13 protein-coding genes are annotated in these 20693 nt (G+C 71.7%); 7 read left to right on the top strand and 6 right to left on the bottom strand.

Annotated features, from left to right (window positions below):
* Positions 1 to 27 precede the first annotated feature (27 nt).
* Positions 28 to 3510 (bottom strand): M28 family peptidase, encoded by a 3483-nt coding sequence (locus OG446_RS02635; protein WP_328898177.1) that lies wholly within the window; start codon positions 3508 to 3510, stop codon positions 28 to 30.
* A gap of 457 nt (positions 3511 to 3967) precedes the next feature.
* Between OG446_RS02635 and OG446_RS02630 the strand changes: the two genes are divergently transcribed.
* Entirely contained in the window at positions 3968 to 4882 is a 915-nt protein-coding gene (locus tag OG446_RS02630) for an aldo/keto reductase (protein ID WP_328892477.1), read from the top strand.
* A 91-nt stretch (positions 4883 to 4973) separates the two neighbouring features.
* On the top strand, positions 4974 to 5966 hold the full coding sequence (locus tag OG446_RS02625) for an aldo/keto reductase (RefSeq protein WP_328892476.1): 993 nt from the start codon (positions 4974 to 4976) through the stop codon (positions 5964 to 5966).
* A gap of 70 nt (positions 5967 to 6036) precedes the next feature.
* Here OG446_RS02625 and OG446_RS02620 read toward each other — a convergent pair whose 3' ends face one another.
* The 5 genes from OG446_RS02620 to OG446_RS02600 form a co-directional block, all read right to left on the bottom strand.
* Positions 6037 to 7215, bottom strand: a complete 1179-nt coding sequence (locus OG446_RS02620; protein ID WP_443050023.1) for a serine/threonine-protein kinase — start codon at positions 7213 to 7215, stop codon at positions 6037 to 6039.
* A gap of 251 nt (positions 7216 to 7466) precedes the next feature.
* Complete coding sequence (locus tag OG446_RS02615) at positions 7467 to 8192, bottom strand: HAD family hydrolase (protein WP_328892474.1); 726 nt, start codon at positions 8190 to 8192, stop codon at positions 7467 to 7469.
* Positions 8193 to 8217: 25 nt separating this feature from the next.
* Entirely contained in the window at positions 8218 to 8739 is a 522-nt protein-coding gene (locus OG446_RS02610) for an Lrp/AsnC family transcriptional regulator (RefSeq protein ID WP_328892473.1), read from the bottom strand.
* Between the two features lie 133 nt (positions 8740 to 8872).
* Positions 8873 to 9463, bottom strand: coding sequence for a lytic polysaccharide monooxygenase auxiliary activity family 9 protein (locus OG446_RS02605; RefSeq protein ID WP_328892472.1), 591 nt, complete (start codon positions 9461 to 9463; stop codon positions 8873 to 8875).
* Positions 9464 to 9645: 182 nt separating this feature from the next.
* Entirely contained in the window at positions 9646 to 10824 is a 1179-nt protein-coding gene (locus OG446_RS02600) for a PP2C family protein-serine/threonine phosphatase (protein WP_328892471.1), read from the bottom strand.
* 205 nt (positions 10825 to 11029) lie between these two features.
* Between OG446_RS02600 and OG446_RS02595 the strand changes: the two genes are divergently transcribed.
* The 5 genes from OG446_RS02595 (at position 11030) to OG446_RS02575 (ending at position 20678) form a co-directional block, all read left to right on the top strand.
* On the top strand, positions 11030 to 11764 hold the full coding sequence (locus tag OG446_RS02595) for an ABC transporter ATP-binding protein (RefSeq protein WP_328892470.1): 735 nt from the start codon (positions 11030 to 11032) through the stop codon (positions 11762 to 11764).
* A gap of 162 nt (positions 11765 to 11926) precedes the next feature.
* Entirely contained in the window at positions 11927 to 15244 is a 3318-nt protein-coding gene (locus OG446_RS02590; protein ID WP_328892469.1) for an FtsX-like permease family protein, read from the top strand.
* A gap of 1 nt (position 15245) precedes the next feature.
* Positions 15246 to 17957 (top strand): FtsX-like permease family protein, encoded by a 2712-nt coding sequence (locus tag OG446_RS02585; RefSeq protein WP_328892468.1) that lies wholly within the window; start codon positions 15246 to 15248, stop codon positions 17955 to 17957.
* Complete coding sequence (locus tag OG446_RS02580; protein WP_328892467.1) at positions 17954 to 18919, top strand: ABC transporter ATP-binding protein; 966 nt, start codon at positions 17954 to 17956, stop codon at positions 18917 to 18919. The genes OG446_RS02585 and OG446_RS02580 overlap by 4 nt, the downstream gene beginning before the upstream one ends.
* A 247-nt stretch (positions 18920 to 19166) precedes the next feature.
* The gene (locus OG446_RS02575; RefSeq protein WP_328898176.1) at positions 19167 to 20678 is read left to right on the top strand and encodes an FUSC family protein; all 1512 of its coding nucleotides are present in this window, start codon (positions 19167 to 19169) and stop codon (positions 20676 to 20678) included.
* The last annotated feature ends 15 nt before the right edge of the window (positions 20679 to 20693 follow it).

The following is a 20693-nucleotide window of genomic DNA, read 5'->3' as shown; positions in this document are numbered from 1 at the left end:
CCCGCCCCCGGTTCCCCCGTCGGTGGATCAGCTCACGTTCAGCGCCACGTCGTCCACGACGAAGCTGGTCTGCAGGTAGGCGTCCTCCTTACTGGTGAAGCCCAGCGTCACCGTCTGCCCCGCGGCGGAGCCGACGTCGAAGGACTGCTGGACATAGCCGCTGCTCGCGTCGAGGTTCGAGTACGTCGCCAGCGTCCGGGAGCCCAGCTTCACGGTGAACGTGTCGTACGCGGTGGCGTCACCCGCCGACTCGTCGGTGTCGGTGCTCAGGTAGAACGACAGCCGGTACGTCGAGCAGCCCGTCGGAACGGTCACCGACTGCGTGGCCGTGTCGCTGTGGGTGCTTCCCCAGCCGCCGAACCACGCCTGGTACGAGCCGCTGTGCGCGGGCTTCTCGGAGGTCCGGTTGTTGATGATCCCGTCCGTCTGGGTCCATGGTGTGGTGCCGTTCTCGAAGCCGCCGTTGGCGACGACCTGCCGCGCCTGGCAGGTTCCGCCGCCCCCGACGACCAGCGAGTACGTGGTGGTGTGGGTGGCGGTGCCCGTCCCGGTCACGGTGAGGGTGTACGTACCCGCGGTGACCTGCGCCCCGGCGGCGACGGTCATCGTGGACGAGGAGCCGGACTGCACGGACGACGGGGCGAAGGAGACGGTGACCCCGCTCGGCGCACCGGAGGCCGTGAGCCGCACGCTCTGCGCGGAACCGCCCGTGGTGGCCGTGGACACCGTGGCGGTGACGGAGGCGCCCGGCTGGACACTGCCGGACACCGGGTTCACCGAGACGGAGAAGTCGTCGGCCGGCGCGGTGGTGCCGACGGCCGTCTTCCACACCGTGTAGGCGATCCCGTCCGCGCTGCGGTTGAGCGCGGTCGCGTTGATGTTCGCCGTCGTGTCGCACGACTGGTGGTAGCACGGATCGTACGAACGGCCCGCGGTCCCGCCCCACTTGGCGGCCTGGGCGGAGGACTTCGTGTCACTGGCGCCGGTCGCGTACCCCGAGGTGGCTATGCCGCCCTGCTGGAAGGAGTAGTCGTCCGAGCGGCCCTGGCCCTCGACGTTCTCCTCCGGCGCGAGGCCGAGCGAGGTCCAGTACTCCTTCATGGGAGCCGATGCGGCGGAGTTGACGTTGTTGATGAAGTAGCCGCCGTTGGTGGAGGCGACCATGTCGAAGTTGTAGTAGGCGCTGATGGCTGACCGCTGGGCGGCGGAGAGCTGGCCGACGTAGTACTCGGATCCCTCCAGGCCCTGCTCCTCACCGTTCCACCAGGCGAAGCGGACGTGCTTGGTCATCGTCGGGTTCTGCTGGGCCAGGGCGAGCGCGTTCTCCAGCAGCGTGGCGGAACCGGAACCGTTGTCATTGATTCCGGGACCGGCGGCCACGCTGTCGAGGTGGGCGCCGAACATCACGGTCCGGTCGGCCGGACCGCCCGGCCAGTCCGCGATCAGGTTGTTCCCGCGGTAGGTGCAGGTCGTGCAGGTCTGCTCGCTGACGGTGTAGCCGGCCGCCTGGAGCTTGCCCTTCACATAGGCGAGCGAAGCGGTGTAACCACTGCTGCCGGCCCGCCGGTTGCCGCCGTTCTGCGAGGCGATGGTGTTGAACTGGGTCAGATGTGTCTGCACGTTGGCGACGCTGATGTCGGGGGCCGTGCCGCCCGGGTTCCCGCCGTCACCGATGGTCAGTGTGTACTGCGCGGTGTGCTCCTGGGTGCCCGCACCCTTCACCGTGAGGGTGTACGTACCGGGCGCCGCGGCCGACGTGGTCGACACGGTCATGGCCGAGGTCGAGCCGGACTGCACCGAGGACGGGCTGAAGGAGACGGTGACGCCGCTCGGCTGTCCGGTCGCCGACAGGTTCACGGTCTGCGCGCTGCCGGAGGACACGGTGGTCCTGACCGTGGCCGTCACCGAGCTGCCCTGTTTCACCGAGCCGGAGGCCGGGTCGAGGGTCAGGGAGAAGTCGTTGTTGCCGCTCGGGGCACAGGTCGGATCGCCGCTCTGGGCGGGGACGCTCACCGCGTCCCAGGCCGCCTTCGCCCGGTTGAACAGCACACAGGTGGCGTCGAGGTTCTTGGCGGAGGTCAGTGTGGCGGTGCGGTAGCGCTTGTACGTCATGCCGCTGGTCTTGAGCAGCATGCCACCGTAGAAGACCTTGCCGGCGCTCTGGATGCCCACCCCGGTGACCGTGGAGTTGTTGCAGGTGGGACTGGACGGCTTGCCGCCACCGGGGTTCGAGCCCTCGGCCAGCAGATAGAACCAGTGGTTCAGGGGGCCGGCCGCCGCGTGCTCCTCGGTGCTGGGTATGGAGGAGCTGTAGCAGTTCGGGTCGCCGATCTGCCCGGGGTTGTACATGATCCGGATCGGCCCGTTGCCCACCAGGTTGATCTTCTCGCCGACGGTGTAGTCCGGGTCGTCGTACGGGGCGGGCTCGTTGGTGTACGCCTCGGTCAGCGCGCCCATGATGTCGCCGGTGGCCTCGCCGAGGCCGGACTCGTTGTTGGCGCCGCCGGGTGTGTACTGGTCGATTCCGTGGCCGAACTCATGGCCCACGACGTCCATGGCCGCGATCCACTGGTTGGCGTTGTTGTGGCCGATGGAGATGCTGGAGCCGTCCCAGTAGGCGTTGACGTCATTGAGCCCGACCTTGACCGGCCAGCTGCGGCCGTTCCCGTCGTGGCCGTTGCGTCCGAGCCAGTCGCGCAGCATGTCCCATTCGTGCTGGGCCGCCCACATGACGTCGACGCAGCCGGTCTCCTTGCTGGAGGCGCTGCCCGTCCCCCAGGAGTCGCTCGACTTGGTGAACACGCTCCCGGTGCTGTAGTCGGCGCAGCTCAGCCCGGGGCGGGCCGGGTCACGCAGCGAGTAACTTCCGCCCGATGACGTGGTGTTGATGGACAGCGGGGACGGCCCGTTCCACTGGCTGTTGCCGGTTCCGGCCTTGACGTCGTCGTAGCTGTCGAGCACCTTGCCGGTGCCCGCGTCGACGAAGACGTGCAGTCGGCTCGGGGCCTTCACGGTCCGGCCGGTGAGCACGGTCTCCCAGGCCAGCCGGGACTTCGTGCCGGTGGCCCGGACGACCAGCCGGTGGCTGTCGACCCGCTCCACCGTGCGCAGTTCCCTGCGGGACGTGGCCTCGGCGGCCTTGGCGGAGACGGTCGCGGTGACCGGCACGTTGATGCGCCGGGAGACCGCCGACTGGGATCCGCGGACGCGCCCCTTGGAGTCGGCCACCACGACGGCGTCCCCGCCGACGACCGGCAGGCCGCGATAGGTGCGTTCGTAGGCGATGGAGTAGAGCCCGTTGATCCAGGGGGTCACCATCTGCCGCTCGTACCGCTCCTCGGGCCCCTTGGCCAGGGCGTCGAGACCACTGGCCGCCGCCCGGTCGGCGGCCGAGACGGCCTTCGACAGTGCGCTCGGGGCGGGCGGCGGAGACGGTTCTGCAGAAGCTGACTGGCCACTCGTGGCGACCAGCATTCCGGCGAGGACGGCCAGGGTTGTCCCGGCCGTCATCGGTCTGCGTTTCATCGAGGCTCCTCGGTTCGTGGGGACCTCGGTCACGGGCAGCGGCGTGGGGAGACGTACCCGTCCCTGCCGTCGGTACGGGCCGTCCGCCCAGGTGGTGTCCGTGATCGGGCGACCGAACACTCACACGTGGGCATGACCTCGTCAACGAACTACGGTCGTGGGGGCAGGGCTTGGCAAGTCTGGTCAAGTCGGCATGGTGCGATCGCACAGGCGGCCCACAGGAATCCGCGGTGACGGAGGGGCCGAGAGGGGCGTCGAGGAGTGCGGGGCCCGGAGGGGGCTGGACAGGATGATGGCGTGGATCTATCCTGCACACGCACCAAGTGTCAATAAAGACAGACGCGTTGGCGCAACGATATCATGAAGTGGCAAGTTGGGCAAGCTTCCTGGCATGCCATCACTTGTCCCGCATCAGTTCACCGTTTGATGGAAGGCATCTCCCTTGACCTCGGAACCCCCCGACGCAGCGGCTGCCGGCACCTGGCAGCTCGGCGATCTGACCGTCAACCGGATCGGCTTCGGTGCCATGCGTCTGACGCAGAACGGTGCCGCGTTCAGTGACGACCGCGGCCCGCACGACCGGGACCGGGCGATTTCCGTACTGCGCCGCGCCGTTGAGCTCGGCGTGAATCACATCGACACGGCGGCCTTCTACTTCTCACCCCTGCGCTCCGCCAACGAGCTGATCAACCGGGCACTGGCTCCGTACGGCGACGACCTGGTCATCACCACCAAGGTCGGCCCCGGACGCGGCCCGTCGGGCGACTGGCTGAACTGGGCGCAGCCCGGGCAACTGCGCGGCCAGGTCCAGGAGAACATCCGCCAGCTGGGCCGCGACCACCTCGACGTGGTGAACCTGAGGGTGAACGGACCCGCCCCGGTCGGCGAACACTTCGGTGCGCTGGCCGAGCTGCGGAAGGAGGGGCTCATCCGTCATCTCGGCCTCTCCAACGTCGGCCCTGACCAGATCGCCGAGGCCCGGGCCATCGCGCCCGTCGTCTGTGTGCAGAACAGGTACGGCATCGGCGAACGGCGTGCGGACTCCGAGAGCATCCTTCGTACCTGCGGTGAACTCGGCATCGCCTTCGTGCCGTTCTACGCGATCGCCGCCGGAGGCCGCGAGGCCGGCGCGGACCTCACCGCGGAGCACGACGTGCTGCTCGACATCGCCCGGGCCCACGACGCCTCTCCCGCCCAGGTCAGGCTCGCCTGGACGCTCCGCAGGGGCGCGCACGTCCTGGCCATCCCGGGCACGGGCAACCCCGCTCATCTGGAGGCCAACGTGGCGGCGGGCGCCCTGCGGCTCACCGACGACGAGGCCGGCCGGCTCACCGCCCTGGGGCAGGGCGCCGGCTGACCGCAGGCCGGGGCGGGGAACGAGGCGCGTCCCGCCCCGGCGCCCCGGCCGCTGCGGCGGCGCCCCGGAGCCGTCATCCGGCGGACGTAGCATGATCGCCATGGAACAGCGAGAACTGGGCAGGACCGGACGGAACGTATCGGTCGTGGGGCAGGGCACATGGCAGCTCGGCGGGGACTGGGGCGAGGTGCGCGAGGCCGATGCCTTCGACGTCCTCGACGCCGCCGTCGGGGCGGGCGTCACCTTCTTCGACACCGCGGACGTGTACGGGGACGGACGCAGCGAACAGCTCATCGGCCGCTATCTGAAGGAGCGTCCCGACGCGGGCGTCCTGGTCGCGACCAAGATGGGCCGGCGTGCCGATCAGGTGCCGGAGAACTACGTCCTGGACAACTTCCGCACCTGGAACGACCGCTCACGGGCCAATCTCGGGGTCGACACCCTCGACCTCGTGCAGCTGCACTGCCCGCCCACGGCCGTCTACTCCTCGGACGAGGTCTATGACGCCCTGGACACGCTCGTCGCCGAGCAGCGGATCGCCGCTTACGGGGTGAGCGTCGAAACGTGTGCCGAGGCGCTGACGGCCATTGCCCGCCCCGGTGTCGCGAGCGTGCAGATCATCCTCAACCCGTTCCGCCTCAAGCCGCTGGACGAGGTCCTGCCGGCCGCGCGCGCGGCCGGGGTCGGCATCGTCGCCCGTGTGCCGCTCGCCTCGGGACTGCTGTCCGGGAAGTACACCGCGGACACCGTCTTCGCACCAGAGGACCACCGCGCGTACAACCGGCACGGAGAGGCGTTCGACCAGGGCGAGACCTTCTCCGGGATCGAGTACGGCACCGGGCTGGCGGCGGCGGCCGAGTTCGCCCGACTCGCTCCCGAGGGGGCGACGCCCGCGCAGACCGCGCTGCGCTGGATCATTCAGCAGCCCGGTGTCACCAGCGTCATCCCCGGGGCCCGTTCGGTGGAGCAGACCCGGGCCAACGCGGCTGCGGCGGCGCTGGAACCGCTGCCGCAGAGCACGCTGGACGCAGTGCGCGACCTGTACGACAGCAGGATCCGCGCGGCGGTCCATAACCGCTGGTGACGTCCCGGCCGGGGTCTCCCGTTTGGATCGTGCCGGGCCCGCGAGCCCGGCACGAGCCGGACGAGGGACCCTACCGGCCGGGTGCGGGGGAGGGCGGCCCGCTCGTCGTGGTGCCGTCCTCGGGGGTGGTGGCAGAGCTGGAATCGGGGGAGAACAGGCTCATCCCCAGGTAGACGGCGGCGAGGAAGGCCACCGTCCCCGCGATGGCGCTGGCCACTCTGGGCCGGCGTCTGATGGCTTCGCGGGTACTGCGCCGCCGGCTGTTGCGGGGCCGGGCCGCCGCCCGCCGCCCCCGGCCGTGTGTCTGGGGCAGCCGGTACGTCGTCGGAGTACTGGGGTCCGCACCCGGGCGCCGGGCGACCGGCGAGGGAGTCGGCGTGTGGGCGGCGGCCGGAGCGCGTGGCGGAGCGGGCCGGTGGCGCGGCAGCGGTTCCGGCTGCCCCCGCCAGGCCTCGCTGTGGAACCAGTCGGCGACCTGCTGTGCGGTGGGCCGGTCCTCCGGCTGCTTCGCGAGCAGGCCCAGCAGGTACGAGTCGAAGGCCGGGGACATGTCCACGCCCCGCTGTCGCAGCGGCACGGGAGGCGTGTCCACGTGCTGGTACAGGGTCGCGGTCGGGGTGTCCGAGCGGAACGGCGGCTGGCCGAGCAGTAGTTGGTAGACGACACAGCCGAGGGAGTACATGTCCGAGGCGGCATCGGCCGTGCGGCCGAGGGCCCGCTCCGGAGCGAGGTAGAGACTCGTGCCGACGATGTGGCCCGTCGTGGTGAGGGCGGCCGAGGGGTCGTCGATGAACTGGGCGATCCCGAAGTCGCCGATCTTGACGGAGCCCTCGGCGTCCAGCATCAGGTTGCCCGGCTTGATGTCCCGGTGGACGATGCCCTGCCGATGGGCCGCCGCCAGTCCCGCGGCCGCCTGGCCGGCGATCCGGGCGACCTGCTCCGGACCCAGCCGCTCCTGCGACAGGAGCAGGTCGGAGAGGCTCCTGCCCTCGACGAGTTCCATCACCAGGAAGAGCCGGTCCTCCCAGGACCCGAAGTCGAAGACGGCCACCAGATGCGGGTGGCTCAGCCGGGCGGCGGTCTGGGCCTCCAGCCGGAACCGCGCGGTCGCCGACTCGTCGGCGTGCTCGCCGAGCAGCAGTTTCACGGCGACGGACCGGCCGAGGACCTCGTCCGTGGCCCGCCAGACCTCACCCATTCCGCCACGGCCGATGGCGGATATCAATCGGTACCGACCAGCAACCAGCACCTGTGCACACCTATCTCGAATAGCTCGCGTGTCTCGAACAGATCGGGCCGAGGACCGCTCCGGCTGCCGCGGCGGCGACCTCGCCGGGAACGACGGACGGGGTGGGGGCACGCGGCAAGATCAGGATATCCGGCGCGGGAGCCCGGGGCGACCGGCCGTCACTCCGCCCCGGCCGCCCCGACCGTGACGCCCCGGCCGCCCCGACCGTGACGCCCCGGCAGGTCCGGCCCGCTGTCGGCGTGGCGCCGGGCTCAGGAAGCCGGACCGGGGCCGTTCGACGCCGGTGCGGCCGCGGGGAACAGCCAGGCGCAGGCGGCCTGGGCGGTGAACTCGTCCTGCCCGCCGGGGAAGAGCAGCCCCGCCGCGGCGAACGCCGGATCGGTGGCGCCGGCCCGTACGTAGGGGACGGCGATGCAGCGCATGCCCGCCGCGTGCGCGGCCCTCGCACCGGGTACCGCGTCCTCCACCACCACACAGTCGGCGGGCACGGCCCCCAGGCGCCGGGCGGCCTCCAGGAACACGTCCGGCTCCGGCTTCCCGCGCGGCACCTCGTCGGCGGAGACGTACGTGGTGAAGAAGGCGTCCAGGCCCGTGCTCGTCAGCACAGCCTCGATCCCGGCCAGGGACGAGCCCGACGCCACGGCCACGGAGACGCCCCGGTGGTGCAGCAGCTCGACGAACTCCCGCATCCGGGGGAAGACTTCGGTCGACTTCCGCGCCAGGTCCAGATAGATCGCGTCCTGACCGGCGAGGAGCTCGTCGACGGATGCGGCGATGCCGTACTCGGAACGCAGGACCCTCAGCGCCTCCAGGTTGCTGATCCCGATGAAGCGGGCGTTCTGCTCCCAGGTGAACTCGCGCACGCCGTACTCTTCGAGGAGCAGACGCATCGACTCGTAGGCGTTCGGCTCGCTGTCCACCAGGGTGCCGTCCAGGTCGAAGATGACCGAAAGGGCGCCCGCGCGTGATGAGTTCATGGCAGCCATGGTGCCAGCCGGGCGGTCAGGTCCGTTCCGTCGGCCCGGCTTCGGGCAGGCTCGGTCCGCGTCCGGGTGAAGCCGTCCGGCCCACCGACTCCACCAGCGGCAGCAAGCGGTGGGGCACCCGCTCGCGCAGCGCCACCTCGGTCCGGGTCCTGACGACGCCCGGAAGCTGGATCAGTCGCTGGATGACGTCCTCCAGGTGACCGTTGTCCCGCGCCACCACCCGGGTCAGCAGATCGCCGCCGCCCGTGGTGGAGAACGCCTCGATGATCTCCGGGACCGCGGCCAGCGCCTCGCCGACGTCGTCGAGATGTCCCTGCGTCACTTCCAGGTGCACGAAGGCGAGTACCGGGTGACCGAGGGCGGCGGGGGAGAGGAACGGGCCGCTGCCGGTGATCACGCCGTCTCGTTCGAGCCGGTCGATACGGGCTTGGAGGGTGCCCCGGGCGATGGCCAGGATCCGTGCGTACTCGCGCACGCTCGTCTGCGGCTGCTCGATGAGAAGCCGCAGGATCCGGGTGTCGAGCGCGTCCACCGCCATGGTCCGCCGGCCTTTCCCTGGTACGTCGTTCGGGGCAGCGACTGTACCAATGGCGCACTGTCGGTCCGCGGCGCCGGAGGTCCGCCCCCGGCCCCTCATGCGGGCGGGCGCGGGGCCGGGGGCGGTGGGGGCGTCAGAAGTTCACATCGGAACAGGCGTAGAACGCGTTGCCCGTGTCCGAGATCGTCCAGACACCGAGGATCAGGTGTTTGCCGGACTTCTGCGGCAGCACGCCCGAGTGGGTCACGGTCGAGCCCGGCTGTCTGCCGCCGAAGGGAACCGTGAGGAAGGGCTGCGGTTCGAGGTCGGCCCGGGTGAGCGGCCGGGACGGGTCGTAGCCGTCCCGGGTGATGTAGTACCGGAAGTCGGTCGTCGCGTGCCGGGCTTCGATCCGCCAGCGGAAGGTGTAGTTCTGCCCGGCGGAGACCTGGGTGGCGGGCCAGGCGCCGCCCCGCGGGTCATCGAGCTCGGAGAAGCGGCCGATGCCGCCCGAGCAGATGTGGCCGTCGGCCGGTCCGCGGGTCGGGAATCCCTTGGGCCCCTCGACGCTCGGCGGCTCCCACTGGATCTGGCCGCAGTGCTTGACGGTGCCGATCCCGCAGAGTTGCTGGCGGCTGATCGGCGAGTCGGTGTAGCCGTGGCTCTGCGCGCTGCCGGATGTGGCGAACAGTGCCACACCGGCCAGGCCGAGCCCGGCCAGTAAGGAGGTGATCTTTCTGCGCATACGTCGCTCCTGGAGATGTGGGGTGATGTCCGGAGAGTCTGCGGTCTAGACCAAGGGTGAGCGTAGTGATGTCAACTCGGTGTGTCCATACCGTCAGGAGCTGTCGGCGGGGAGGGGCGGCTGCCGGAATCACGCGGCCCGGCGCGAGGGGAGAAGGTGCGGTGGGGCGTCCTGCCCGGCACTCACGACTGCGGGCTCTTCCATTCGAACATCGGGATCGTCGCGTCGTCGCGGAGGCCGGTGCTCTCCGACTCCAGGAGGGAATGGATGAGCCGGCGCAAGGTCTCCGGTGCGAGTTCTCCGGCCGCCGCGGCGCGTACGACGTAGTCGACGAATCGCTCCAGGCCGAACTCCGTTCCGTTGCGCATCCGGGATTCGGTGGCGCCGTCGGTGTACATCAGCACACGGTCCCCGGGCTCCAGGGCGATCTGGTGGACCTGACGCGGACCGGTCGCGAAGGAGAAGGGGAAACCCATGGGCGGGTCCGCCTCCCTCTCCATCGCGTGCGGGACAAGGGCGCGGTTCCGGATGAGCAGCGGTGCCGGGTGGCCGCAGTTGCTCCAGCGCAGTTCGCCTGAGGCCAGGTCGAGTTGGGCCAGGATCCCCGTACAGAACTGTTCGGGAAGCCACCGCGTGAGTGCCGCGTCGACACTCTCGACGAGCTGGGGCAGATCGGCTCCCGTACGACGCGCATTGCGGCAGGCGGCCAGGGTGACCGAGGTGGCGAGGCCGGAGGCCAGGTCGTGCCCCATCGAATCGAGGATCGACGCGTGCAGCGTCGTAGCCGTGAGGGAGTGGTCGAACCCGTCCCCCGCGATCTCGTACGCCGGCTCCAGGACTGCCGTGGATACGACGTGCGCCGTACCGATCGTGCGGGGCGGCAGGAACGCCCGGAGCAGCTCGGCGGGCAACTCCACGGGTTCGGTGCGGGTCCGGGCGACGAACGAATCCTTGTAGGACCGCTTGGAGGTGATCATCATGGCCAGGAGGGAGGCGAGGGCCCGGGCGCGGCGCAACAGCGCGGCGTCCAGCGTTGCGGACAGGACCGCCACGACGCCCAGGCGTTCCGCGCCGTCCACCAGGGGCAGCCACGCTGTCAGGCCGCCCGAGTCCGCTTCTTCCACCCGCAACGACTGGGTGCGATACGCCCAGCCCGCCAGCGAACCGTCAATGGCGAGGTCGGGGCCACGGCCCGTCAGGGGGACCAGGACGCGCTGCTGCACATCGGTCAGATAGACCACTGAATGCTGCAGACCGAGGGCCTCGGAGCAGCGGTCCACGGCCGTGGCCAGGTCGAGGGCGGAATTTGCCGGGTCGGCCAGGAAGTCGCTCAGCAGGGCATCGGTCGTGGACGCCGTCATTCCTCCGCCTCTCCTGTTCCCGTCGTCTGCCCGTCCCACGTGGGTAGTCTCGCCCGGACGCGTGCCTCCCGCGCGGCAGGCCACTCGCGTGCCGGGGTCGCAGAGGCCCCGCGACGAGGCGGAGGCCCCGACGGCCACCCGCCATTGCCCGGGCGCATGCCGCTGCACATACTTGGCCGGACCGATTCCGTACGGGGGACTCTTCATGACAGAGAACATCAGCGCGCACTCCGGCACCTCCGTCCTCGCGGGCAAGGACGGGGAACCCATGGTGCGGGTGGAGAACCTGCACCGTTCCTATGGCTCCGGGGCCGCCGCCGTCCACGCCCTGCGCGGCGTCTCCTTCGACGTGGCGCACGGTGAGCTGGTCGCGCTCAAGGGCAGATCGGGCTCGGGCAAGACGACGCTCCTCAACCTGGTCGGCGGGTTCGACACCCCCGACGAGGGCCGCGTCACCGTGGGCGGCACCGCTCTGGCGGGCCTCGGTGAGGACGGCCTGCTGGAGCTGCGCCGCGACCGGATCGGCTTCATCTTCCAGTCCTTCGGGCTGATCCCGATCCTGACGGCCGCCGAGAACGTCGGTGTGCCGATGCGCCTGCGCAGGACCGATCCGAAGGAGCGTGACGAAAGGGTCGAGCTGCTCCTCGCGCTGGTCGGACTGGCCGATCACGCGGAGCAGCGCCCCGGTGAGCTCTCCGGCGGTCAGCAGCAGCGTGTCGCCATCGCCCGCGCTCTCGCCAACCGGCCCGCCCTGCTGATCGCCGACGAACCGACGGGTCAGCTGGACGCGGAGACCGGGCTCGCGGTGATGGAGCTGCTGCGTGCCGTGGTGCGGACCGAAGGCGTGACGGCCCTGGTCGCCACGCACGACGCCCAGCTGCTGGGCCTGGCCGACCGGGTGCTCGAACTCAGCGACGGCCATATCGTCGAGCACGCCTGACGCACGGCCGGAGCGCCGCATTCCGGTGTTCACGCACCGAAATCCGGTCACAATTCGATCAAGTCGTAGGTGTGAGCGGTGTTCTCCCGGCACCTCCTGCTGTAAGGATTCCCTTCGAAAGAGTTTTCGGGGGATGTGCGCAAGGCGTTTCGGGGGAGACCGGTGACGGGTTTTGTGTTTCTGCGCGTCCGCGCACACCGGTTGCTGGTCACGGCGGCGCTGCTGGCCGTCCTGCTGACCACCGCCGTACTGGCCACCCTCGCCGCCTTTTCGGGTTCCGTCGGGGACGCCGGGCTGCGTCACGCCCTGCAGACCAGGGACGCGGCTGCCGCCTCGCTGATCATCAAGGCGGAGAGCCCCGAGGCGGTCGAGGCCGTACAGGTCAGGCGCGGAGCCCGGCAGGCCTTCGACGGGCTGCCGGTGACCCTGCGGCAGTTCGACCGCTCGGGGCCGTACGCGCTGCCGCGCAGTCTGCAGCCGCCGGCCGCCCGCGAGGGCGAACCCGACCTCACCATGTTCGCCCTCGCGGACCGCTCTCGGGTCCGCCTGTCGAAGGGCGCCTGGCCGTCGGCGGGACAGGACGACGTGGTCGGGGTCGCCGTGCCCGAGGCCGCCGCGACGCAGCTGAAGCTGCTGCCGGGGCCGCGGGTACTGACCCTCGCCGACCGGCTCGGTGGTCCCGCGGTGCGCATACGCGTCACCGGCGTCTACCGTCCCGTCGACCGGAACGATCCGTACTGGCAGCTGGACGAGCTGGGCGGGCGCGGTGTCCACAAGGACTCGTTCCTCACGTACGGGCCGCTGCTGACCGACACCGCGGCCTTCGGGTCCGGCCGGATCACGCACGGCGGTGCGTCCTGGCTGGCCACGGCAGACTTCACCACATTCGGCGCCGACCGGATCGACTCCCTGCGGACGGCCGCGAAGAACAGCCAGAAGCTCGTCGCCGCCCGGCCGGGGCTGGAGAGCGGCGTCACCACGCGTACCTCGCTGCCCGACGTCCTCGGCGCGCTGGAGCGGGCGCTGCTCGTGTCCAGGGCGACCCTGCTGATCATCTCGTTGCAGCTGGTGCTGCTCGCCGCGTACACGCTGCTGCTGGTGGCCCGGCTGCTGAGCACGGAACGCGCGGGCGAGACCCAGGTGCTGCTGGCCCGCGGCGCTTCGCGTGGCCGTCTCGCCGCGCTCTCCGCCCTGGAGGCGCTGCTCCTCGCGCTGCCCGCCGCCGTGTGCGCGCCACTGCTCGCGGGCCCGCTCACCCGGTTGCTCGCCGGACAGGGGCTGCTGGCCAGAATCGGGCTGCGCGTCGACACCGGTCCGACCGCGGAGGTCTGGCTGGTCGGCGTGGTGGCGGCGCTGGCCTGTGCCGCGGCCGTGGTGGCCCCGGCGCTCACCGCGGCGGTCGCGGCACGCGGGCGCGGCCGCACGCTGCCCGCCCCGCTGCGGACGGGCGCGGACATCGCACTCGTGGCCGTCGCAGCCGTCGCGTTCTGGCAGCTGGACCGGAGTACCTCGGGCGGTGGCGCCCTCAGCGGTGACCGCGAGGGCGAGTTGGGCATCGACCCGCTGCTCGTCGTGGCGCCCGCCCTGGCGCTGCTGGCCGGGACCGTCCTCACCCTGCGGTTGCTGCCGCCGACGGCGAAGCTCGCCGAGCGGCGGGCGACCGCGGGCCGGGGCCTGACCGTCCCGCTGGCGGGCTGGCAGATCAGCCGCAGACCGCTGCGCGGCGCGGGACCGGTGCTGCTGCTGGTGCTCGCTGTCGCGATGGGCATGCTGGCGATCGGCCAGGGCGCGTCCTGGGACCGCTCGCAGGACGACCAGGCGGACTTCCGGGCCGGCGCCCCCCTGCGCGTACTGGGCAGCGGCACCTCCCGGTTCGGCCAGGGCGGTGTGTACGACGGGATGCCGGGCGTACGGGCAGCGGTCCCGGCCGCGCGTACCGGTCTCGGTCTCTCGGGCGGACGCCAGGCCACCGTGCTCGCGCTCGACACCGGGCTCGCGGGCACGGAACTCCGGCTGCGGGACGACCAGGCCGACACCGACCCGGGCAAGCTGCTGAGGACCCTGCGCCCGGGGAAGACCGCACGCGCGGGTGTGCTGCTGCCCGATGACACGGTGCGCCTCGTCCTCGACGTCACGCTGAGCGCCGCCGAGGACGGCCCGGACAAGCGAGAGGGCACGGCCATCACTCTGACCTTCGAGGACCGCTTCGGAGTGCCCTACCGGCTGGAGTCGGACACACTCGCGCCGGACGGCAAGCCGCACGCGATGACCGTCGACCTCGCCAAGGCGGCGGACGCCCCGGCGGGAAGGCCGGCGGGTCCGCTGGCACTGACCGGGGTGGAGTTCGACGAGGCGGGTTATCCGGACCGGATCGTCGCCAAGCGGCTCACGATCGGCGGGATGCGCTCGGTCACCGCGGACGGCGCCACCCGCGGGGTCACCGTGCCGAAGGACCTGACGTGGGGGGCGAAGGCCACGGTGAGCGTCGAGCCCGACTCGTCCCTGAAGGAGCGCGGCCCCGCGATCACCGCCGTGGGCTCGCCGTCCGGGACAGCCCTCGACGTCACTTACCACACGGGCAAAGTGGCGTTCGAGGAGCAATGGGGCCCGAAGCGCACGGTCACCGTCCGGGTCGCGGCCAAGCGTGGGGAACCGGCCCTGCCGGCCGCGCTCGCCACCGACCGCTTCCTCGAGTCCAGTGGTGCGAAGAACGGATCCGTGATCGACATTCCGATGCCCGGAGGCCCCGTCAAGGTGAAGATCGTGGGCGCTCTCCGCGGTATTCCGACCACCGGGCCCGGTGCGGGCGCCCTCGACCCGGCTGTCAAGCCCGCGCCCGACGGCGGTGCGCTGCTGGTCGATCTGCGCGCCGTCAACCGGGTGCTCGCCACCCGTCCCGACTCGGCGTTCCCGCCCACCGAATGGTGGCTGTTCACCGAGCGCGGGGCCGCGGCGGAGGTCGCGGCGGCCCTGCGCGACAGGGCCGAGATCGACCCGACCCAGATCCAGGTGCGCGACGAGATCGCCGAGGACCTGCACGACGATCCGCTCGGAGCCGGCCCGCAGTCGGCATTGCTCGCGGTGGCACTCGTCGCCGCGGCGCTGGCCGCGGTCGGCTTCGCGGTGGGCGCGGTGGGAACGCTGCGGGAACGCTCGGCGGAGTTCGCGGTGCTCCGGGCGCTCGGCGCCCCCCGGCGCCAGCTGGCCAGGCTGCTCGCCGTCGAGCAGTCCCTGCTGATCGGGCTGGGGCTGCTGATCGGGCTGGCCCTCGGCGCGGTGCTCACCCGCGCCGTCGTACCGCTGATCGTGCTGACCGGACAGGCCACACAGCCTGCTCCGAGTGTGCTGGTGGAACTGCCGCTCGGGCGCGTGGCGCTGCTGGTCGCGGCAGTCGCCGCCGCACCCGCGCTCATCGTGGCGGCGCTGGCGATGCGCCGAGGCGATCCCGCCGCGGCGCTCCGTGTCCAGGGAGGCGAGTGATATGCAGGCCAACGCCCCCTGGGTCCGCACCCGGCTGCGTACGGCGCCGGGGTCCGCCGTCGCCCTGCTGTTCCTCGTCCTGGTCACCTCGTTCCTTGCCGCGGCGTTCCCGGGCGCGGTGGCCGGGTACGAAAGCCGGGGCCTGCGCCACGAGGTGAGCGCCACCTCGCCGGACGGCAGCGTCATCCAGCTGAGCAGCGATCCGTGGCAGGACGTGGACGGTGCACCGGGAAGCGCCTTCGATGCGCTGGAGGCCCGTCGGCTGACCGAGAACTACCAGCAGATTCTGGCCGCCCTGCCGGATTCGCTGCGCGTCGACACCGGTCAGTCCGCCTACGGAGCACGCACCCGCAAGCCGGTGGAGGCCACCGACGCGTGGCTGCCCGAGCTGAACGGCGGCTGGCCGGTATTCACCCTCTCCGCCCAGACCGCGGTCGCCGAGCACTCCACGCTGGCCTCGGGACGGCTGCCCAGGGCGGCCGCGGGGTCCGTCAACCCGGGCACCGGAACCGTCGAGGCAGCGGTCACCTCCGCCACTGCCAGGTCGCTGCGGATCAAGGTCGGCTCGACCGTCCATGTGGCGGGGGGCCGCCGTGAGCCCCTCGCCGTGCGCGTCACCGGCATCGTCGAACCCCTGCGGCCGGAGCAGAGCTACTGGTCCGTCGAATCCGTGCTGCGCACACCGGCGTTCCTCCACACGCCCGATCAACCCCCTCTGCCGTACTGGCACGGCGCACTGCTGCTGGCCCCCGAAGCGGCACCCGTCCTGCTGTCCATGGGGGGCGAGGCCTACTGGCGCGTGGCTCCTGACCCGGCGGGGATGGACAGCGCCGACCTGCCCCGGATCAGGCAGACGATCGCCTCCCTCGAACAGGGCCCGCTGCTCAGCGCGCTGCGCACCGAGGTCGCGCCGCAGCTGGAGGTCAGCACCGGCCTGGACGACGTCCTCGTCGAGTTCGACGGCATCCGTGCCGCCATCAACCCGGTGGTCGCCGTCGCGGCCTTCGGCGTCGGCAGCGTCGCGGGCGTCGTCCTGTTGATGGCCGGCGGCCTGGCCGCCTCGCGCCGGCACGGCGAGTTGTCGCTGCTCCGCTCGCGGGGCGGTTCGGTCCTCGGCATCGCGGGGCGGCTGCTCGCCGAGGTCGCCGTTCCCGTAACGGCCGGCGCGGCACTCGGCTGCGCGCTCGCGCTCGTCGTCGTTCCCGAGGGGCGGACGTTGCCGGCGCTGCTCGCCTCGGCCGCGGTCGCGCTGCTCGCCTGTGCCGCGCTGCCGCTGAGAGCGGCGTTCCTGCACCGGCGGCCGCGCCTGCACGGTGACCGGGACGATCTCGTACGGGCCAGGCCGTCGCGCCGCCGGACCGTGGCGGAACTGACGCTGCTGGTGCTGGCCGTGGCGGCGGTCACCGCACTGCGGCGCCGGGGCGCCTCGGACGGTGACGCGGACGCGCTGATCAGCGCCGCCCCGGTACTGGTGGGTGTGATCGCCGCGCTGCTGCTCGTGCGGCTGTATCCGCTGCCCCTGCGGCTCGCGGCGCTGCCGGTGGCGCGACGGCGCGGAGTGGTCGGCTTTCTGTCACTCGCCCGTGCGGGCCGCTCCTCCGCCACCACCGTGCTTCCGCTGCTGGCACTGCTCGTGGCCCTGACGACGGTGGCGTTCGGCGGCTCGGTCCTCTCCGGCGTCGCCGATGCCCGGGACCGGGCGTCCTTGGCCGCCGTCGGTGCCGATGCCCGGATCGACGCGGACCAGGGGCTGCCGGACCAGCTGGCCGGCACGGTTCGGAAGCTGGCCGGGGTGAGCGATGTCGCGCCCGTCTACCGGGAGCTCGACCTGGACCTGCGGGACGGCCGGCTCGACCGCGTCACGCTGCTCGCCGTCGACCCCGATTCGTACGCGCGTCTCGCCGGCCGCACCGGCCTCGGCTCGTTCCGGGCCGCCGAACTGCGGAAGTCCTCCGGGGCGCTGCCCGCGCTCGCCTCGCCCGCCGTCGCCGAGCGGTTGCGCGGCCGTACGACGGAGATCGGCGAGGCGGACGGCCCGTTCTCGGTCCGCGTGGACATGGTGCGCACCTCCACTCCCGCCGTCACAGATGGCGACTTCCTGGTGGTCGACGCAGCAGGTCTGCCGGACAGGCACCCCGCTTCCACGCTGCTGATATCCGGGTCCTCCGTCGCCGGCGCAGACATCGAGGCAGCGGCCCGGGCAGCGGGCTCCGCCACCGTGAAGCTGCGCACCGCCGAACGGGACAGGTTCACGACCTCACCCGTGCAGAGCGGTGCCGAACGGATCTACGCGGTGGCCGCGGCGGCGGGAGCCGGCTACGCGGTACTCGCGCTGGTGCTCTCACTGCTCCAGACCTCCGCCGAGCGAACCGCGATGCTGGCCCGGCTGCGCACCATGGGCCTGACCCGCCGGCAGGGGCGCCGTCTGCTGATTCTGGAGAACCTTCCGCAGGCTCTGCTCGCCGCCGTGGGCGGTGCGCTGGTCGGCTGGGCGGCGATCCTGCTGCTGGCTCCGGGGATCGACCTCGGCCGGCTCGCCCTCGCCGGGCAGGTGGCGTCGCTCGGCCACGTACGGCTGCGCGTCGATCCGGTGAGTCTGCTGCTGCCCGCGCTCGGTGTGGTGGTGATCGCGACGGCGGTGGCCGCCGCGCAGGCCTGGTTGATCACCCGGCGTACGACAACGACCGAACTCAGGGTAGGAGACACGCGATGACCGAGGCATCCACAGGCATCACCCTCGGCGAGCTGGAGCGCCGGGCGGCGGCCCGGCGCGACCGGCCCGAGTACGGCCACGACGCGCTGATCACCTGCGACCGGCTGGTCCGCATCTTCTCCACGGACGGAGTCGAGGTGCAGGCGCTGCAGGGGCTGGACCTGCTGGTCCGCGAGGGGGAGCTGATAGCGCTGGTCGGGGCGTCCGGCAGCGGCAAGTCGACGCTGATGAACGTCCTGGCAGGTCTGGACGAGCCGACGGCGGGCGCCGCGAAGGTGGCCGGGTGCGACCTGCTCACCATGAGCGCCAAGGACCGGCTGCGCTACCGGCGCGAGGTGGTGGGCTTCGTCTGGCAGCAGACGGCACGCAATCTCCTGCCGTATCTGAGCGCCGTGCAGAACGTGACGCTGCCGATGCAGCTGGCCGGCCGTACGAGGAAGAAGGCCGAACGGGCGGCGCGCGCCGAATCGCTGCTCTCCCTGCTGGAGGTGGCCGACTGCCGCGACCGCCGCCCGCACCAGATGTCCGGCGGCCAGCAGCAACGCGTCTCCATCGCGGTGGCACTGGCGAACGAACCGTCGGTGCTGCTGGCGGACGAGCCGACGGGAGAGCTCGACTCCCAGACGGGCGAGCAGGTCTTCGCCGCGCTCCGCATGGCGAACCAGGAGCTCGGCACGACGATCCTGATCGTCACCCACGACCAGTCGGTGGCCTCGGAGGTCACCCGCACGGTGGCCATTCGTGACGGTCGTACCTCCACGGAGACCCTGCGGCGTACGGAGATCGACGCGACGACGGGCCAGGAATCGGTGGTGGCCAGGGAGTACGCGATGCTGGACCGCGCGGGCCGTCTTCAGCTGCCGGCCGATCACACCGAGGCCCTGGGCATGCGTGATCGCGTGATGCTGGAGCTGGAGGCCGATCACATAGGCATCTGGCCCGACGACACGGCCGCGCACTAGGAAGCAGGGGGTGTGCCTTGCCGGGTGAGGCACGAGGGGTGCCGCGGCAGGCTGGTCCGTTGGCTCTGCCGTGGCCCGGCAAGATGAGGAGATCATGGGCCATTGGCCCATAGAGGCTGGTCCAAGTTGAACCATTAGCTCTTCGGATGCTGAAATAGCTCCATCAATGGCGCTGCAGGTCCCCCGGGATCTCTGTGGCGCCTTTTTCATGTCTGCGCTGATCCATGCGCGAGAGGGGCGGGGCTACGTGCTGAAGAGGGCGTTCGTCGCACGCGATCCGGGGCGGATCCGGCTGCGGTTCGCGTCCCGGGCCGTGCTCGGTATCGGGCTCGCCGTGGCGCTCTGCGGGGCGGCCGGGCACTCGCTGGCGGCGGCCATCACCGGTGGCCTGGCCGCGCTGCTCGCCCTGTTCACGGTGACCGACCCGACGGTGCGTGGACAGGCGGCCACGACCGCACTCCTCCCCGTCGTCGGCCTGCCGGTGCTCACGCTCGCGGCCGTGCTGCACGATGTGCCCGTCGCGCGCGACCTGGCGTTCCTCGCGGTCGTGGGGGCGGGTGTGTACGCGCGGCGGTGGGGGCCCCGCGGGCACTCACTGGGCGTGTTCGGCTTCATGGCCTATTTCTCCGCCCAGTTCCTGCACACCGTTCCCGGCCGGCTGCCCGAACTGTACGTGGCCGTGCTGCTGTCGCTCGTCGCGTCGTCGGTGGTCCGGTTCGGGGTGTGGTGCTACGAGCGGCGCTTCGCGGCACCGGTGGCGATCGCTCCGCCCGCCGGGGGAGCGGGGCTCGCGAGGATCACGACACGGCAGGCCGTGCAGGCGACGCTGGGATCGGGGTTCGCACTCGCCGTGGGGCAGGTGCTCTCCGATCAGCGTTGGTACTGGGCGGTCGGCGCCACCTGGTGGGTGTTCGTGGCCACGACCTCACGGGGCGAGACCGTGGTGCGCGGGTTCAGGCGATTCCTGGGGACGGTGCTCGGGATCGGTCTGGGCTTCGCGGTGGCCGTGCCGCTCCACCACGAGCCGGTCGTGGCCGCCGTGGTCGTGGCGATCAGCGTGTTCGGGATCTTCTACTCCGCTGCCGTCTCCTACACCTGGATGATGCTGGCCGTGACCGTGATGGCGAGCATGCTGTACGGGCTGCTCGGCGTGCTCGACACGGATCTGCTCGTGCTGCGGGTGACCGAGACGGGGATCGGTGCGCTCGGTGCCGTATTGGCGGTGCTGTTCGTGCTGCCGGTCACCACGCACTCGGTGACCGAGGTGTGGGTGGAGCGCGCGCTGCGATGCGTGCACACGTGCACGGCCGAGGCCGCCGCACGGCTCGCCGGGAGCGAGGACGCCGACCCGCCGCGGCGCGTCGGTGAACTGGAGGCGATCCTCGGCCGGGTGCGCCTGTCGCTCGCGCCGCTGGTGCACCCGCTCAACCCGATGAGGGCCCGCAAGCGACGGGCGCGGCACGTGCTCGCCCTGCTCGACGACTGTGCGCGGGAAGTGCGCGGACTGGCCTCCGTGGCCGCGGACCCGGAGGCCTCCCACGATGCCCGGCTCGCTGCGGCCTGCTGGCGCGTCGAGAGCGCCGTGGAGGCGCTCACCGCGTCCGAGCGCCCGGCCCGCGCCACGGTGACCGGGGCCCTCCCGGCGCACGCGGCGGCCACCGAACCCGCCCTCGCCCACCTGCACGGCCTGGAGCGCGCCCTCGCCGAACTGGCCGCGCCCCTGCACGCCCCGCGCCGCGGGCCTCTCCTCCCGGCCTGATCCCGCACCCGACTT

Source organism: Streptomyces sp. NBC_00236 (assembly GCF_036195045.1).
Classification (GTDB): Bacteria; Actinomycetota; Actinomycetes; order Streptomycetales; family Streptomycetaceae; genus Streptomyces.
The sequence above is the reverse complement of the archived record's forward strand: the minus strand, read 5'-3'. Positions and strand labels throughout refer to the sequence as shown.

Bases quoted from the DNA above. Each gene is read 5' to 3' on its own strand.
- OG446_RS02635 (WP_328898177.1), bottom strand. From the start codon at position 3,510: ATGACGGCCGGGACAACCCTGGCCGTCCTCGCCGGAATGCTGGTCGCC.
- OG446_RS02625 (WP_328892476.1), top strand. From the start codon at position 4,974: ATGATCGCCATGGAACAGCGAGAACTGGGCAGGACCGGACGGAACGTA.
- OG446_RS02615 (WP_328892474.1), bottom strand. From the start codon at position 8,192: ATGAACTCATCACGCGCGGGCGCCCTTTCGGTCATCTTCGACCTGGAC.
- OG446_RS02610 (WP_328892473.1), bottom strand. From the start codon at position 8,739: ATGGCGGTGGACGCGCTCGACACCCGGATCCTGCGGCTTCTCATCGAG.
- OG446_RS02605 (WP_328892472.1), bottom strand. From the start codon at position 9,463: ATGCGCAGAAAGATCACCTCCTTACTGGCCGGGCTCGGCCTGGCCGGT.
- OG446_RS02600 (WP_328892471.1), bottom strand. From the start codon at position 10,824: ATGACGGCGTCCACGACCGATGCCCTGCTGAGCGACTTCCTGGCCGAC.
- OG446_RS02595 (WP_328892470.1), top strand. From the start codon at position 11,030: ATGACAGAGAACATCAGCGCGCACTCCGGCACCTCCGTCCTCGCGGGC.
- OG446_RS02585 (WP_328892468.1), top strand. From the start codon at position 15,246: ATGCAGGCCAACGCCCCCTGGGTCCGCACCCGGCTGCGTACGGCGCCG.
- OG446_RS02580 (WP_328892467.1), top strand. From the start codon at position 17,954: ATGACCGAGGCATCCACAGGCATCACCCTCGGCGAGCTGGAGCGCCGG.